General features: G+C 65.7%; 12 protein-coding genes. 9 read left to right on the plus strand and 3 right to left on the minus strand.

Going from position 1 to position 15,395, the window contains the following annotated elements; genetic code table 11:
- Nucleotides 1-315: 315 nt before the first annotated feature.
- Entirely contained in the window at nt 316-1,554 is a 1,239-nt protein-coding gene (locus tag ACVWYP_RS17310; RefSeq protein WP_304499156.1) for an ABC transporter substrate-binding protein, read from the plus strand.
- Between the two features lie 156 nt (nt 1,555-1,710).
- On the opposite strand, the gene ACVWYP_RS17315 is transcribed toward ACVWYP_RS17310, so the two are convergent.
- The gene (locus ACVWYP_RS17315) at nt 1,711-2,925 is read right to left on the minus strand and encodes a mandelate racemase/muconate lactonizing enzyme family protein (protein ID WP_304499157.1); all 1,215 of its coding nucleotides are present in this window, start codon (nt 2,923-2,925) and stop codon (nt 1,711-1,713) included.
- Between the two features lie 283 nt (nt 2,926-3,208).
- Nucleotides 3,209-4,444, minus strand: coding sequence for an amidohydrolase family protein (locus ACVWYP_RS17320; RefSeq protein ID WP_304499158.1), 1,236 nt, complete (start codon nt 4,442-4,444; stop codon nt 3,209-3,211).
- Between the two features lie 154 nt (nt 4,445-4,598).
- On the opposite strand from ACVWYP_RS17320, the gene ACVWYP_RS17325 reads away from it, so the two are divergent.
- Nucleotides 4,599-5,018, plus strand: a complete 420-nt coding sequence (locus tag ACVWYP_RS17325) for a nuclear transport factor 2-like protein (RefSeq protein WP_304499159.1) — start codon at nt 4,599-4,601, stop codon at nt 5,016-5,018.
- A 133-nt stretch (nt 5,019-5,151) separates the two neighbouring features.
- On the opposite strand, the gene ACVWYP_RS17330 is transcribed toward ACVWYP_RS17325, so the two are convergent.
- Nucleotides 5,152-5,910: a GntR family transcriptional regulator gene (locus ACVWYP_RS17330; RefSeq protein ID WP_028343660.1), complete on the minus strand. Its 759-nt coding sequence runs from the start codon at nt 5,908-5,910 to the stop codon at nt 5,152-5,154.
- A 201-nt stretch (nt 5,911-6,111) separates the two neighbouring features.
- Here ACVWYP_RS17330 and ACVWYP_RS17335 point away from each other — a divergent pair, with 201 nt between their 5' ends.
- The 7 genes from ACVWYP_RS17335 to ACVWYP_RS17365 all read left to right on the plus strand — a co-directional run bounded on the left by ACVWYP_RS17335 (nt 6,112) and on the right by ACVWYP_RS17365 (nt 15,339).
- Entirely contained in the window at nt 6,112-6,966 is an 855-nt protein-coding gene (locus tag ACVWYP_RS17335; protein ID WP_304499160.1) for an ABC transporter ATP-binding protein, read from the plus strand.
- Between the two features lie 2 nt (nt 6,967-6,968).
- On the plus strand, nt 6,969-7,745 hold the full coding sequence (locus ACVWYP_RS17340; protein ID WP_304499161.1) for an ABC transporter permease: 777 nt from the start codon (nt 6,969-6,971) through the stop codon (nt 7,743-7,745).
- Nucleotides 7,746-7,789: 44 nt separating this feature from the next.
- On the plus strand, nt 7,790-8,815 hold the full coding sequence (locus ACVWYP_RS17345) for an ABC transporter substrate-binding protein (RefSeq protein ID WP_304499162.1): 1,026 nt from the start codon (nt 7,790-7,792) through the stop codon (nt 8,813-8,815).
- Between the two features lie 397 nt (nt 8,816-9,212).
- Entirely contained in the window at nt 9,213-10,655 is a 1,443-nt protein-coding gene (locus ACVWYP_RS17350) for an amidohydrolase family protein (protein ID WP_304499163.1), read from the plus strand.
- A 174-nt stretch (nt 10,656-10,829) separates the two neighbouring features.
- Entirely contained in the window at nt 10,830-13,262 is a 2,433-nt protein-coding gene (locus ACVWYP_RS17355; protein ID WP_304499164.1) for a CaiB/BaiF CoA transferase family protein, read from the plus strand.
- Entirely contained in the window at nt 13,262-14,338 is a 1,077-nt protein-coding gene (locus tag ACVWYP_RS17360) for an ABC transporter ATP-binding protein (RefSeq protein WP_304499165.1), read from the plus strand. The genes ACVWYP_RS17355 and ACVWYP_RS17360 overlap by 1 nt, the downstream gene beginning before the upstream one ends.
- Nucleotides 14,335-15,339, plus strand: coding sequence for an ABC transporter ATP-binding protein (locus tag ACVWYP_RS17365; RefSeq protein WP_304499166.1), 1,005 nt, complete (start codon nt 14,335-14,337; stop codon nt 15,337-15,339). Before ACVWYP_RS17360 ends, ACVWYP_RS17365 begins: the two co-directional genes overlap by 4 nt.
- Nucleotides 15,340-15,395 lie beyond the last annotated feature (56 nt).

Raw genomic sequence — 15,395 nt, forward strand, 5'->3', positions numbered from 1 at the left:
CCCGCCGAAGGCGGGCGTCTCGAAGGATGGCCATGAGGACACCGCCACGAAATGCGATAGCCCTGCGCTTGCGGGGGAGGGTTGGGGTGGGGTCTCGCCGCAAAACGACCCTCTCTATGTGGAAGCAGCCCCCACCCGGATTGCACCTTCGATGCAATCCGACCTAAGAGCGAGCTCCGCTCGTCTCGACCCCGCAAGCGGGGAGGTAAGAAGAGTATCGGTCCGCCATCAACATTTCATTTTTCCGGCATTGGCTTGGGCGATAAACTCCGCTCGCTCGGGAGGAGCGCCGGCCAGCCGCCGGCGTTTGTGGCGATGTTGATGCAAACAAAAAGACAAACGGCGCTTTCGATATCCCTCGTCCTCGTAGCTGTCCTCGCGGCGGCGCCGTTGCGCGCGCAGCAGGCGCAGCCGGCGGCCGGCAACGAGATCCGCATCGGCAATGTCATGCCCTACACCGGGCCGCTCGCGGCGTTCGCGACCATCGGGCGGGCGGAGGCGGCCTATTTCGACATGGTCAACGAGCATGGCGGCATCAACGGCCGTAAGGTCAGGTTCGTCTCGGTCGATGACAGCTCCAATCCGAAGATTGCGATGGAGCAGACCCGCGATCTCGTCGAGAAGCAGGACGTGCTGTTGATGTTCGGCTCGTTCGGCACGCCGAGCAATCTCGCGGTGCGGAAGTACCTCAACGAGAACAAGGTGCCGCAGCTGTTCGTTGCCTCCGGCGACGAGGCGTGGGCGCATCCTGTGGCCTTTCCCTGGACCATGGGCTGGCAGCCGACCTTCCGCGCCGAGGGGCGGATCTACGCCAATTACATCCAGGCCGCCTATCCCTCGCGCAAGATCGCGGTGCTCTGGCAAAACGACCAGTTCGGCCGCGACCTGTTCAAGGGATTGCAGGAGGGGCTCGGCGACACCGCCGGCATGATCGTCGCCGATCTCGCCTTCGACGCGTCGGAGACCGCGATCCAGAACCAGATCGGAATCCTGAAGAACTCCGGCGCCGATATCCTTGTGTTCGACGGTGCGCCGGCAATCGCGGCGCGCGCGATCCGCGTCGCCGCCGACCTCGACTGGCATCCGGTGTTCATCCTCGACAATGCGTCGGCCTCGATCGCCAGCGCGCTGCGGCCGGCAGGCCTGCAGAATTCGCTCGGCGTGATCTCGACCTCGTTCCTCAAGGATGCCGGCGATGCCTCCTGGAAGGACGATCCGCAGATCAAGGCGTGGCTCGCCTTCATGGACAAATATTATCCTGATGGCGACAAGGACGACATCTACGCCGTGTTCGGCTACGCCGCAGCCGATACGCTGATGCAGGTGCTGCGCCAGTGCGGCGACGATCTGTCGCGCGAGAACATCATGCGGCAGGCCGCGTCGCTGAAGGACTATCAGAGCCCGATCGCGCTGCCCGGGATCGTGATCAACACCGGACCGAAGGACTTCCGCCCGATCAAGCAGATGCGGCTGGTGCAGTTCGACGGCAATGCCTGGCAGCCGATCGGCGACGTGATCGACAGCGCGTTCACGGCAGTGCGCGAGGATAATTAGTCTTTGTCGTCCCGGCGAAGGCCGGGACCCATTACCCCAACTGCGCATTGTTTTGCTCTGCTGGGGCGATAATCCCTTACACACCACCCAGCGGTGGTTATGGGTCCCGGCCTTCGCCGGGACGACGATGGGGTGAGGGGCCGGCGCAACAACCGCCTACTTCTTCAACCCGTAATTCAACAACCCGCCCTTGTTCTTCGGCGGATGCGCGCGCAGGCCTTCCTCGTTCGGCTCGGTGCCCCAGCCCGGACGATCCGGGATCACGAGATGACCGTCGACGAACTCGGGCACATGGGTGAACAGCTCGTGGTCCCAGGCCAGCCGATCGATGTCGGTCTCCATGATCCGCAGGTTCGGCACCGCGGCGCAGAAATGCGCGTTCATCATGGTGCAGAGGTGGCCGTAGAAATTATGCGGCGCGACGTTGACCTCGAAATGCTCGGCGGTGGCGGCGATCTTCATCGACTGCCAGACCCCGTTCCACGGCGTGTCGATGATCGCGACATCCATCGCCTGCTCGGTGAAATAGGGCAGGAATTCGCGCAGGCCGAGCAGCGTCTCGCAGGACGAGATCGGGTGCGGGCTCTGGCGGCGGATATAGCCGAGCGCCTGCGGATTGAAGGTGTCGATCTCGACCCAGAACATGTCCATCTTCTCGATGGCGCGCAGGATTTTCAGATAGCCCTCGGTCTTGGCGTTGAAGTTGAGGTCGAGCAGGAGATCGACATCCGGCCCCGCGCCGTCGCGGATCGCCTCCAGGTGCATGCAGAGATTGCGCAGCACAGTGCGGTCGATATTGATCTCGGGCTGGAACGGCGAGCCGAAGCCCGGGCGCCATCCTTGCGGCTTGCCGTCGGTGTAGACGAAGATGTTGGTCTTCATCGCCGTGAATTTCTTCTCGCGCACCTCGGCCCCGATCGCCTTGACGCCGTCGAGATCGGTGATCGCCGGCTTGTACCAGTCGGGATGATTGATGCGCCAGGTCGCGCAATGCGACCAGTAGACCCGCACGCGGTCGCGGATCTTGCCGCCGAGCAGGTCGTAGCAGGGCACGCCGAGCGCCTTGGCCTTGACGTCGAGCAGCGCGTTCTCGATCGCCCCGAGCGCCAGCGCCACCACGCCGCCGGCGGCAGGGCGCGTCGCGGCGAACAGCTCGACATAGATCCGCTCGTGCTCGAACGCATTCTTGCCGACCACCCGCGCCGACAGCCGCTCGATCGCCGCGGTCACGCCGGGCGCGCCAAAGCCCTCGTCATATTCGCTCCAGCCGACCAGCCCGTCCGCGGTCGTCACCTTGACGAAGTGATAATTCCGCCAGCCGGCATCGCAGGCGAGCGTCTCGACGCTTTTGATTGTGGTGGATTTGCTCATGGTTTCCTGCCCGGCTGTTTGTTGGTGTTGGGAAGTACCAACAACGGATCGGCGGACGCGTCAATTCGCGCCAGGGCAAGGCGACAATGCGCGCAGGTGGGTGCTGCGGCACGCAGTCGTTGGTGGCGGCTCGATGCTACCGAACCGTCACCCTGAGGTGCGAGCGGAGCGAGCCTCGAAGGGCGACGGCCCGGCTCCTTCCGCGTGGATCTCACGGGGCCGTGCGTCCTTCGAGGTTCGCAAGAGCTCGCACCTCAGGATGACGGGGAGGCAGTGTTCGGGTCTATGGCCGGAACAGCGTCGGCCGCTGACGCTCAAAGGTCTTGCGGCCGCGCTTGAAACCCATCAGCACGTCGGGCAGTTCGGCGATCGCGTTGGTTCCGCTGTCGGTGTCGAGCACGACGATGTCGGCGGGGTTGCCGGCCGCAATGCCGTAGTCGCCGAGGTTCATCAGCCGCGCCGGCAGGTCGGTGACGAGATCGAGGCAGGTGTCGAACTCGCCGATTCCGGCATGCGCCGCATTGGCGTAGAGATTGGCCATCCGCAGCAGCGATGCATCGCCGAACGGCGTGAAGGAATTTTGCACATTGTTGGTCGCGACCGAGCACAGCACGCCGTCGGCGACGAGCCGGTGCGCGGCGGTCAGCCCACGCGGCGCGTTGTGGGTGGCATCGCGGCCCATCAGATAAAGATCGGTCGCGGGCAGCACGGTGACCGCGACACCGGCCTCGGCGAGGCGCGTGCTCGCCGCCTTCAACCGATCAGGCGGCAGCGCGGAGAGTTTGGTGGCATGCCCGATCGCGACGCGCCCGTGATAGTTGCGCCGTTCGGTCTGCCGGCAGACCTCCTCCATGTGCCACCAGGAGGGATCGAGGTCGAAATCGAGATGGAGGTCGACATCGACGTCGAACTCCTGCGCGAGGTCGAAGATGCGCGCGATATGTGCGTTCGGATCGCTGTCGACATAGGGGCAGCCGCCGACCGCCTCGGCACCGTCGTTGAGCGCCGCGACCAGCAACTCGTCGGCGCCGGGGTCGTTGGTCAAGCCCTCCTGCGGGAAGGCGCAGAGCGAGAGGTCGAGCGCCCAGGCATAGTCGCGTTTCAAGGCCTTGACCGCCTCGAAGCCGCGCAGCCCGATCCGCGGATCGATCTCGACATGCGTTCGCATCCGCGTGGTGCCGGCCGTGATCGCGCGCTCGATCACTTTTGAGCCGCGCGCATAGACATCCTCGACCGTGAAGTCGCGCTTCATCGCCGACACCGCGCGGATCGCCTCGCCGAGGCTGGCGTGATCGTGGCCGCAGCGGCCAAGCAGGCAGGCCTTGTCGAGATGGATATGGGTGTCGACGAAGCCGGGCAACGCCAGCCGGCCGTTGAGGTCGACTTCGACCGCCTCGCACACGAGGCGCGGCGCGATCGCGGCGATCCTGCCGTCGGCGATGCCGATATCGATCGCCGACGCGGATTTGCGCGTCACGGCATTGCGGAAGACCAGGTCGAAGGCAGGTTTCGCGATCATCGGGAAGAAGACATCAGGATGGTCTAAGCCTAGCGGAAGGGCAGGGAACCAGCAGCATCAGATTGGTGTGCAATTTGCTAGCCATATTGTCCAAAAAATATGCATACACTTTTGTCGCCGAATTGTAGAGTCCTGATTATCCCCGGAGACCCCCATGTCCGCACCCGCCAAAGCCGATGCCCGCCCGATGTCCGATGCCGAGATCGTCGAGGCCTATTTGACGGCGTCGATGATCCCCGATCCGGATGCGGCCGCGGCCTATATGAAGCCGGGCACGCTGATCACCTTCACCGGCGGGCGCGAATTCGAGCATCCGCGCGGGCCGACCGCCTTCAACGCGAAGCGCTACCGCTGGGTGAAGAAGAGAATGGACCGCTTCGATGTCTGCCCGGGCACGGACGAGACCGTCGTCTACAGCGTCGGCACGCTCTACGGCGAATGGAGCGACGGCACGCCGTTCGAAGGCAACCGTTATGTCGACCGCTTCGTGGTGCGGGGCGGGCAGATCGTCAAGATGGACGTCTGGAACGACAGCGCCGAGCGGATCCTGGTGCAGCGGGGAATCGAGGCGTAGGGGAAGCAACCTTCTATCCCCGTCATCCTGAGGAGCGCGTAGCGCGTCTCGAAGGATGCACGGCCCGACCGGTGGCCGTCGATCCTTCGAGACGGCCGCGTTGCGGCCTCCTCAGGATGACGGTGATGGAGCGTCAGCGCCGCGCCGCCTTCGGCAGCTTCACCACCTTTTCGCCGCTCGCCTCGTCGGCATAGGGGGCCAGAATATCCAGCAGATCGCGCCCGCGCTGCGGGCTTGGCGCGACCAGCGCGCGGGTCGCCACGGAATCCAGATGGCTGTGCATCAGCCCCATCACCTTGTCGACGTCGCCTTTCGCCAGCGCGGCGATGATCGCGCGGTGCTCGTTGATCGCGCATTCCGACGAATGCGGCCGGCTATACAGCGACAGCGTCAGGCAGCAGCGATAGGCGACCTCGCTGACATAGCGCACGAGGATCGGGCTGTTCGTCATGTGAGCAAGCAGGATGTGGAATTCGGTGGCGAGCCGGATCGACACCGCATCGGTGCCGTCGCGGGCCCGATCCTCGGCGTCGACATGCGCTGTGAGCTCGGCGATCTGCGCCTTGGTCAGCTTGCCCGCCAGCTGCCGCACCACCAGCCGCTCGAGCTCGATGCGAATATCGAAGGCATCGCGCGCCTCCTGCCAGCTCGGCGTCGCCACCACGGCAATGCGGTTGCGGCGTAGCTCGACCAGGCCTTCCGCCGCCAATTGCCCAAGCGCATGCCGTGCGATGGTGCGGCTGACGCCGAAGCGCTCGCCGAGCGAATCCTCGGGCAGCTTGGCGCCGGGCTCCAGCGCCTGCTCGATGATCGCGCGCCGCAGCGCGCGGCAGATCACGCTGACCTTGTCTGACGATTCAGCCGTCTTGCTGCTGTCGGCGCGCCCCGCCATTGCCGCGAATCCCTCTCGAAGGTGCTTCGAACGCCTCTTTATCATACCGCCAAAGCAATCGGGCGCTCGAATTGCATGCAGTTTGAGCCGCGGATTGCCCAAAAGGAATCCGGCCTTTGGGGCGCGGGACGCGCGATCTCCTTGATTTTCAACGCGGCTGCCGCTGGCATCCGGCTTGCATGCACTTTGCTCGTGATGCGCATGCAACCAAACTCCGAGTTCGCCGGCGAGCCGATGGCCGCCGGATCCGCGCCGACCGCTATCGAGCTGTCGGACGCCTCCGTCACCTTCGGCCGCGGCGCCCGCGCCGTGTCGGCACTGTCGACAACCACGCTGCGGATCGCCGACGGCGAGTTCGTCGCGCTGGTCGGCCCGTCCGGCTGCGGCAAGTCCACCATCCTGCGGCTGGTTTCCGGCTTGGCGCAGCCGACCACCGGCGTCGTCATCGTCGGCGGCCGCGAGGTCGCGGCGCGCGCGATGCGGGTCGGCATGGCGTTCCAGAACCCGACCATGCTGCCGTGGATGACGATCGAGAAGAACATCATGCTGCCGCTGAAGATCGTCGAGCCGTTCCGCTCGCAGTTCCGCAAGCTGCGCAAGACCGAATTCCGCGACAAGGCCAACACGCTGCTCGAGCAGGTCGGGCTGAAGGGCTTTGGCGGCCGCTATCCCTGGCAGCTCTCCGGCGGCATGCTGCAGCGCGCCAATCTGTGCCGCGCGCTGATCCACGAGCCGCGCATGCTGCTGCTCGACGAGCCGTTCGGCGCGCTCGACCAGTTCACCCGCGAGGAGCTGTGGGGAATCCTTCAGCAGCTCTGGATCACCCACAGGCCGACCGTGCTGCTGGTCACCCATGATCTGCGCGAGGCCGGCTTCCTCGCCAGCCGCATCTGCGTGATGAGCGCGCGGCCCGGCCGCATCCTCGACGACTCCAGGGTCGATTTCGCCCGTCCGCGTACCGTGGCGATGACCTTCGAGCCTGACTTCGTCGCACTCAACCAGAAGCTCCGCGCCTTCATTGTCGATGCGCGCACTGCTGCGCGGGAAGGAGCCTGACCATGTCCGTGTCAGATATCAGGCAGAAGGCCTGGTCCGCCGCCCTGATCGTGCTGTTCTTCGTCGCCTGGGAGCTGTTCTGCCTGATGACGGGGATGTCGGACCTCGTGTTGCCGCGGCCGTCGCAGATCTTCGTCACGCTGTTCGAGAAATTCCCGATCCTGTGGCCGCACATCGTGCAGACCCTGGTCACCACCATGATCGGCTTCGTGCTCGGCGTGGCGCTCGGCGTCGCGCTCGGTGCCGTGATCGGGGTGTCAAAAACCGCCTACGACACCTGTTATCCGCTGCTGGTCGGCTTCTCGTCGATCCCGAAAGTCGCCGTGGTGCCGATCTTCGTGCTGTGGTTCGGCTCCGGCACCGTGCCGGCGGTGTTGACCTCGCTGTCGATCTGCTTCTTCCCGATCGTCGTCAACATCGCCACCGGTCTTGCCACCACCGAGCCCGAGCTCGAGGACGTGCTTAAGGCGCTCGGCGCCAGCAAGTTCGACATCCTGTGGAATGTCGGGCTGCCGCGCACGATGCCGTTCTTCTTTGCCTCGCTGAAGGTCGCGGTCTCCTACGCCTTTGTCGGCGCCGTGTTGTCGGAAACCGTGGCCTCGAACCGCGGCATCGGCAACGTCATGATGACGGCGTCCTCCAATTTCAACGTGCCGCTGGTGTTCGCCGGGCTGTTCGTGCTCGCCGGTCTCGGCGTCGCGCTCTACATCCTGTTCTCGCTGATCGAGGGCCAGGTCACCGGCTGGGCGACGCGCAAGGACAATGTCATCGCCACTTGAGACACTTCGTCGACCGTCAAGCAATGAAGCTTAAGGAGATCTCGATGCTGAGAAAAGTAAGCGCCGCGCTGTTGGGATTGGCCCTGATCGCCGGTCCCGCGCGCGCCGAGGACACCACCATCAAGTTCACGTTGGGCTGGAAGACGCAGGGCTCGGACGCCGCGTTCTTCTACGCCAAGGACAACGGCTATTTCAAAGAGGAAGGCCTCAACGTCGTGATCGACCAGGGCGAGGGCTCCGGCGCGACCGTGACGCGCATCATGTCGGGCGCCTATGACGCCGGCTTCGGCGACGTCAACGCGATCATCCAGAACGCCGCGACCAAGCCGCAGGATGCACCCGTCATGGTCTACATGATGTGGAACCAGCCGCCATTCGCGATCGTCGCCAAGAACTCGAGCGGCATCAAGACGATCAAGGATTTCGAGGGCCATACGCTCGGCGGCGCGCAGGGGACGCCGACCACGCGGCTATTGCCGGTGTTCGTGCACAAGAACGGGCTCGATGGCGAGAAGATCCAGGTCTCCAACATGGCGCCGAACCTACAGGAGCCGATGCTGATCAAGGGCGACATCGACGCCGCGCTGGTGTTCAACATCACGAGCTATTTCAACCTGGTGCTGAACCGCCAGGACCCCGACAAGGACTTCAAATGGTTCTCGTTCGGCGATTACGGGCTCGACCTCTATTCCAACGGCGTGATGGTCTCGCGCAAGCTGATCGCGTCGAATCCGAAGGCGGTGGCCGGGCTCGTCCGCGCCATCAACAAGGGCGCGATCGCGGTCGCCAAGGATCAGAACGCGGCCATGAAGGCGGCGCTGAACTATGACAATCTGATCAATGTCGATGTCGAGAAGCGCCGGCTGCAATATTCGTTCGAGAAGCTGATCGTCTCGCCGGAGATGAAGGACATCGGCATCGGCGACGTCAGGGACGACCGCATGGCGCGCGCCATCGGCTTCATCGTCGAAGGCTACCAGCTCGCCCGCACGCCGGCCCCGGCCGAAGTGTTTTCGCGGGAATTCCTGCCGCCGCGTGCGGAGCGGGAATTGGTGTATACGGCGAATTGATTGAGCGAGGCCAAGCTCGGGCCGCATCAGCAGTGCTCTCCCTCTCCCGCTTGCGGGGAGGGCTATCGCATTTCGTGGCGGTGCCCTCGCGGCCATCCTTCGAGACGCCCGCCTCCGGCGGGCTCCTCAGGATGAGGTCTTGTTTTTGCGGCACAATAGTAGACCCTCATGGTGAGGAGCGCCGCTTGCGGCGCGTCTCGAACCACGAGGCCAAGCACTTGCGCGGTCGCCAAGTAGCATATGCGATAGCCCTGCGCTTGCGGGGGAGGGCCGGGGTGGGGGCTCTCTCCGCGAGTCATGTTGTGGAGAGAGTCCCCACCCGGATCGCATCTCCGATGCGATCCGACCTCCCCCGCGAGCGGGAGAGGTGAAGTTACGCAAGCGGAGATGACAGGCGATGATGACCAACGTCACGGCAACCCGTCTGTTCTGCTGTCCTGACCGCGGCATCCGGAACGACGTCCTGCTCCATCACGTCGACGGCATCATCACCGATATCTCCGAAGCCGCGGGCCCGGCGACAGCCCCGCGCTCCCTCATCCTCCCCGCCTTTATCAACGCCCACGACCACGCGCGCCCGCGGGCCTCGAGCTTCGGCGCGGTCGGCATGCCGCTGGAGAGCTGGATCCTGCGCACAGTGGTGGGCACGCCGGTCGATCCGTATCTCACCGCGGCCTCGGCGTTTGCCCGCGCAGCGCAGGCCGGCTGCGCGGCGATGATGGTGCACTACACCCGTCCGAGCGGGACCATGCCGCTGGTCGAGGAGGCCAGGGCGATCGCGCGCGCCGCCGCCGATGTCGGCATCCGCATCGCCTTTGCCATCGCGGTGCGCGACCAGAACCCGATCGTCTATGGCGACAGCGAAGCGGTGCTGTCAGACCTTCCGGCCGACGATCGCAGCGCGATCGAACAGCTGTTCGTTCGTGCTCCGATGTCGCCGCAGGCCTATATCGAGCTGACCGACGCCATCGCGGCGGCGATTGGCGGGCCGAAGGTCGACGTGCAGCTTGGGCCGGCCGGGGTGCAGTGGTGCTCGAAGCCGCTGCTGGAGGCGGTCGCGGAGAACTCGGCGCAGACCGGCCGTCGTATCCATATGCACCTGCTCGAGACGATCCACCAGCGCGCCTGGGCCGACCGGCATTTTCCCGATGGCATCGTGCGCTATCTCCGCGACATCGGCTTCCTCTCGGAGCGGCTGACGCTCGCGCATTGCATCCACGCGCGGCCCGACGAGCTCGAGATGATCGCGGCCTCGGGCGCGCGCATCGTCACCAATTTCTCCTCCAACCTGCACCTGCGGTCCGGGTTGGCACCGATCGCGGCGGCGCACGCTTGCGGTTGTGCGATTGCCGTCGGCGTCGATGGCCTGGCGCTCGACGAGGATGACGATGTGCTGCGCGAGATGCGGCTGGTGCAGATGATGCACGGCGGCCTCGGCTTCAAGCGTACATGGACTGCTCAGGAATTCTTCACGCTCGCGATCCGCAACGGCCGCCGCGCCACCGGCGCGCCGGGCACCGGCGAGCTCGCGGTCGGTGCGCCGGCTGATTTCGTCGGCATCGATCTCGACCGCCTCGAGCGCGATCAGATTCTCGATGCCGATCCGCTCGACCTGTTGTTCGCGCGCGGCAATGCGTCGCTGATCTCAGAGCTTGTGGTCGATGGTCGCACCGTCGCCAGGGGCGGCCGGTGCCTCGGTGTTGATCTTCCCGCCATTGAGCAGGAACTGCGCGGCATCACCCGTGCGAGCGCGGCCACATACGCGCATGTCTTGCGCGCATGGCCGCGATTGTCGAACTCAGTGCAACACTGGTTCGAAGCGCAGCTCACCTGCAATTAGCTGCACAATCTTCGCTTCGCGCTGAGCAGCAGCTTCGGTCATACGCTCGCTAATTCCGTCAAGCGGAAGAAAATTCCACTTGCATCACACTCGTCGCGCGGCTTCAAGTTCACCCAACAAGAAAACTGAATCAGCCGCTGTCACCGGCTGGTCATTTTGTCGCGAGGAAGCGTGATGGGCGCGTTGTCGCATCTGCGGATTGTCGAGATCGGAAGTGCTGCGGCGACGAGCTATTGCGCGCGGCTGTTTGCCGATTTCGGCGCCGATGTACAGAAGATCGAGCCGCCGTACGGCGATCCGCTTCGCCGCACCGCGCCGCTGACGCCCAAGGGCCAGAGTGCGTGGTTTGCGTTTCTCAACTTCAACAAGTCGAGTGTCGTGCTCGACGCGAGCGACGCGGGCGCGGCATCCCGCTTGCGGGAGCTGATTGTCGGCTGCGACATCCTGCTCGACGGGCGCGGCATCGCTGCGGCGGATTGTCCCGAGATCGATCTCGACGCGATCAAGCGGGATAATCCTGGCCTCATTCATCTCGACCTCGCCTGGTTCGGCGATCGCGGTCCCTACGCCAATTTCGCGGCGACGGACTCCACGATCCGCGCGCTGACCGGGCTGGTGAAGCTGGTCGGTCCGGAGCAGGGGCCGCCGATGCATGCGCCGGATTTCCAGATCGGCATCCTGGGCGGGCTGTGGGGTTTCATCGCCGCGGCCTCGTCGGTGCTCGGGCGCATGCAGGACGGGCGCGGCCGCGCAAACCATCTCAGCCTGTTCGAGGCCTCTATCGCCGTCACCGAATACATCATGTTCGAGGCGTTCCAGCGCGGCGACATCATGCGGCGGATCGGCGTCAACCGGTTCTGGCCGACCTTTCCGGTTGGAATCTACGAGACGAAGCAGGGCTGGCTCGGCGTCACCACGGTGACCCCGGCGCAATGGCGCGCGTTCTGCGAGATGCTCGGGCTCAACGAGTTGCGCGACGATCCGACGCTGGTCATGGGTGTCGACCGGCTGCGCCATGTCGCCGAGATCGAAGGCAGGATCTTGCCGAAGCTGAAGCAGCGCACCGCGCAGGAGTGGTTCGCCGAAGGGCTCAAGCGCAGGATTCCGATCGTGCCGGTGCCGGAGGTAGCGGATCTCATCGCCGATGAGGAGAAGCGTGCGCGTGGCGCCATCGTCCCGATCACCATCGGTGACGAGACCGGCTTTTCCGCCGGCACGATGCAGCGGCTGACCGCAACGCCGCCACTGCGCGGCGGCCGGGTGCCTGATCTCGGCGAGCAGCAGGCGCGGCGCGACGCTGCGCCGCGCGTGCCGGTGCCCAGGGCCGATACAACCGATCGCTTGCCGCTCGAGGGCATCCGTGTCGTCGACTTTTCGATGGGCTGGGCCGGGCCGATCTGCACCCGCACGCTCGCCGATCTCGGCGCCCACGTCATCAAGATCGAGGCGACCCAGTATCCGGACTGGTGGCGCGGCGTCGACCGCCGTCCGGCCTATGTGCTGGAGCAGATGTACGAGAAGTCGGTGCGCTACTGCATCATGAACCGCAACAAGCGCGGCATCACGCTCGATCTGACCCGGCCGAGGGGGCTTGAATTGGCGAAGCGCCTGCTCGCCGATGCCGACCTCGTGGTCGACAATTATTCGGTCGAGGTGCTGCCCAAGCTCGGCCTCGGCTACGACGTGCTGAGCAAGATCAATCCCAAGCTGGTGATGATGTCGATGTCGGCGTTCGGCGCCGGCAGCGTGCATCGCGACTGCCGCGCCTATGGCTCGACCCTGGAGCAGGGCTCCGGTCTGCCGAGTGTTGTCGGCGATCCCGATGGTCCGCCCGTCATGAGCCATACCGCGTTCGGCGACGCCGTCGGCGGGCTCAACGGCGCCGCCGCGGTGCTGACCGCGCTGATCCACGCCAAACTGACGGGGCAGGGGCAGTTCATCGATCTGGCGCAGATCGAATGCATGATGCCGTTCGCCGCGCCCTGGATCGTCGCGCATTCGACCAGTGGTAAGCCGCCGACCAAATACGGCAACCGCCACCCCGATTTCGTGCCGCACGGCTGCTTTCGCTGCGCCGGAGAAGACAACTGGATCGTCGTCGCGGTGTCCAACGACGCGATGTGGCCAAAGCTCGCGCGGCTGCTCGGCCGCGAGGACTGGGCAGCGGACGAGACGCTCAAGACGGCCACGGGCCGCCGCGCCATCGAGGCCGAGATCGAGGCTGCGATCATGGCCTGGACCGCGGCGCGCGATGCCGATGCGGCGATGGCCGCGCTGCAATCCGCCGGCGTTGCCTCCGGCGTGGCGCGGCTGCCGATCGATCTCCTGGAGGATCCGCAGCTTCACGCCCGCGGCTTCATCCAGCAGGTCGACCGCGCGTTCATCGGACGACATCCGCAGCCGTCGATGCCGTTTCGCGAGAGCGATGCGCCATTTGCCATTCGTTCAGTGCCGCCGACGCTCGGCGAGCATAACCGCGAGATTCTTGGCGGCATGCTCGGGCTTTCCGACGCCGAGCTCGATGAGCTCACCCGCGAGGGCATCATCGGCACCGAGATGCTGATGGAGGAGCAGCTGGTGAAAGAGAAGAAGCGGGCGGCGGGCTGATGGAGGCAGGTCAGCCGGCACAGCGCAGGGCGGAGGGTGCGCGCGAGGCCGCGCGGCCGCTGCTGTCCGTGCGCGGGCTCGGCATCCGCTTCAAGACCGCGCAGGGCGTCTGGCAGGCGACGCGCCGCATCGACTTCGACATCGCGCCCGGCGAGCGCGTCGGCATTGTCGGCGAGAGCGGCTGCGGCAAGACCATCACCGGCCTGTCGATCCTGCGGCTGTTGCCGGGCAATTTTGCCGGCCTCGACGGCAAGATCCTGTTCGACGGCGTCGATCTCGCCTCCTGCAGCGCGCGGCAGATGCGCGCGATCCGGGGCAAGCGCATTGCGATGATCTTCCAGGAGCCGATGAGCGCGCTCGACCCGGTGTTCACCGTCGGCCACCAGATTGCCGAGACGCTGCGCGTCCATACCGACGTTTCCCATGAGGAGGCGCGCGCCAAAACGCTGGAGATGCTTCGCCGCGTCGGCATCGCCTCGCCCGAGCGGCGGATCGACGACTATCCGCACCAGCTCTCCGGCGGCATGCGCCAGCGCGTGATGATCGCCGCGAGTTTGATCTGCGGGCCGCAGCTTCTGATCGCGGACGAGCCGACCACCGCGCTCGACGTCACCGTGCAGGCGCAGATCCTCGAGCTGCTGCGCGACATCAGCGAGACCTCGAAGACCGCGCTGATGCTGATCACCCACGATCTCGGCGTCGTCGCCGAGACCTGCACGCGGATGATCACGATGTACGCCGGCGAGGTGATCGAGGACGCGAGCGTCGACGAGGCGCTGGTGCGGCCGCTGCATCCCTATACGTCGGGACTGTTACGCTCGCTGCCGCATTTGAGCCCGCGCCACGGCCGCTTGCCGTCGATCCCGGGCCGGGTGCCGTCGATCGCGGAGATGCCGAACGGCTGCCGCTTCCGGGCCCGCTGCGCGCATGCGGCCAAGGGTTGCGAGGCCGAGCAGAAGCTGCAGGACGCCGGCGGCGGCAGAAGAGTGCGCTGCTGGCGCTTTGCCGAGCTCAATCTGCCAGGCGCGCTGCATCCGCCCGGCGCGCCGGCTCCTGCGAAGGTCGCGACGCAATGACCACAGCCGGTGCCGAGCCCCGCCGCGACGCCATCGTTTCGGTGCGCGACCTTCAGGTCCGCTTCCAGACCTCGGACCGCCGCGCCACCGTGAAGGCGGTCGACGGCGTCAATTTCGACGTCCGCCGCGGCGAGACCTTCGGCATCATCGGGGAGTCCGGATCGGGCAAGACCACGATCGGCCGCGCGCTGGTGTTCCTGCTCAATCCCAGCGCCGGCGCCATCTTGCATGACGGCATCGACCCAACGGCACTGCCACGCCGCGAGTTTCAAAACCATCGCCGCGACTACCAGATCATCTTCCAGGACCCGAACGCCGCGCTGAATCCGCGCATGACCATTCTGGCTTCGGTGCTGGAGCCGCTTGAGCTCGCACGTGCCGGCAGCCGTGCCGAGCGCGAGCGGCAGGCGCGGGAGGCACTGGAGCGCGTCGGCCTGCCGCAGGAGTTCGGTGCGCGCTACCCGCATCAGCTCTCCGGCGGCCAGAAGCAGCGCGTCGTGATCGCCCGCGCGCTGACGCTGAAACCCAAACTGATCGTCTGCGACGAGGTGGTGGCCGCGCTCGACATGTCGATCCGCGGCGACGTGCTCAATTTGTTTGCCGATCTGCAGCGCGACCTTGGGCTGACCTATGTCTTCATCACCCATGATCTCGCCGTTGTCTCGCATATCAGCGAGCGCGTTGCGGTGATGTATCTCGGCCAGTTCGTCGAGCTCGGGCCGACCGAGGAGGTCGCCGAGCGGCCGCTGCATCCCTACACGATCGCGCTGCTGTCGGCCGAGCCGCGGCCGCTGCCGTCCACGATGCGGCAGGAGAACCGCATCGTCTTGCAGGGCGAGGTGCCGAGCCCGATCGATCCGCCTTCGGGTTGCCGCTTCCGCACCCGCTGCCCGCATGCGCAGCCGCTCTGCACCGACCGCGTGCCGGAGTGGCGCGAGCTGAAGCCCGATCACTGGGTGGCCTGCCATTTCGCCGACCGCCCCAATTTTTCGCCGAGTTAGCGCGCGATGAGATCAGTTCGAATAGCGACCCCGAAGGAACTGCACTCCCTCCCCCG

Source organism: Bradyrhizobium sp. USDA 3262 (genome assembly GCF_054060035.1).

Excerpts from the sequence above, each read along its gene's own strand:
- ACVWYP_RS17355 (WP_304499164.1), top strand. The coding sequence starts at position 10,830 with ATGGGCGCGTTGTCGCATCTGCGGATTGTCGAGATCGGAAGTGCTGCG.
- ACVWYP_RS17310 (WP_304499156.1), top strand. The coding sequence starts at position 316 with ATGTTGATGCAAACAAAAAGACAAACGGCGCTTTCGATATCCCTCGTC.
- ACVWYP_RS17335 (WP_304499160.1), top strand. The coding sequence starts at position 6,112 with ATGCAACCAAACTCCGAGTTCGCCGGCGAGCCGATGGCCGCCGGATCC.
- ACVWYP_RS17360 (WP_304499165.1), top strand. The coding sequence starts at position 13,262 with ATGGAGGCAGGTCAGCCGGCACAGCGCAGGGCGGAGGGTGCGCGCGAG.
- ACVWYP_RS17340 (WP_304499161.1), top strand. The coding sequence starts at position 6,969 with ATGTCCGTGTCAGATATCAGGCAGAAGGCCTGGTCCGCCGCCCTGATC.
- ACVWYP_RS17365 (WP_304499166.1), top strand. The coding sequence starts at position 14,335 with ATGACCACAGCCGGTGCCGAGCCCCGCCGCGACGCCATCGTTTCGGTG.
- ACVWYP_RS17330 (WP_028343660.1), bottom strand. The coding sequence starts at position 5,910 with ATGGCGGGGCGCGCCGACAGCAGCAAGACGGCTGAATCGTCAGACAAG.
- ACVWYP_RS17325 (WP_304499159.1), top strand. The coding sequence starts at position 4,599 with ATGTCCGCACCCGCCAAAGCCGATGCCCGCCCGATGTCCGATGCCGAG.
- ACVWYP_RS17315 (WP_304499157.1), bottom strand. The coding sequence starts at position 2,925 with ATGAGCAAATCCACCACAATCAAAAGCGTCGAGACGCTCGCCTGCGAT.
- ACVWYP_RS17345 (WP_304499162.1), top strand. The coding sequence starts at position 7,790 with ATGCTGAGAAAAGTAAGCGCCGCGCTGTTGGGATTGGCCCTGATCGCC.
- ACVWYP_RS17350 (WP_304499163.1), top strand. The coding sequence starts at position 9,213 with ATGATGACCAACGTCACGGCAACCCGTCTGTTCTGCTGTCCTGACCGC.
- ACVWYP_RS17320 (WP_304499158.1), bottom strand. The coding sequence starts at position 4,444 with ATGATCGCGAAACCTGCCTTCGACCTGGTCTTCCGCAATGCCGTGACG.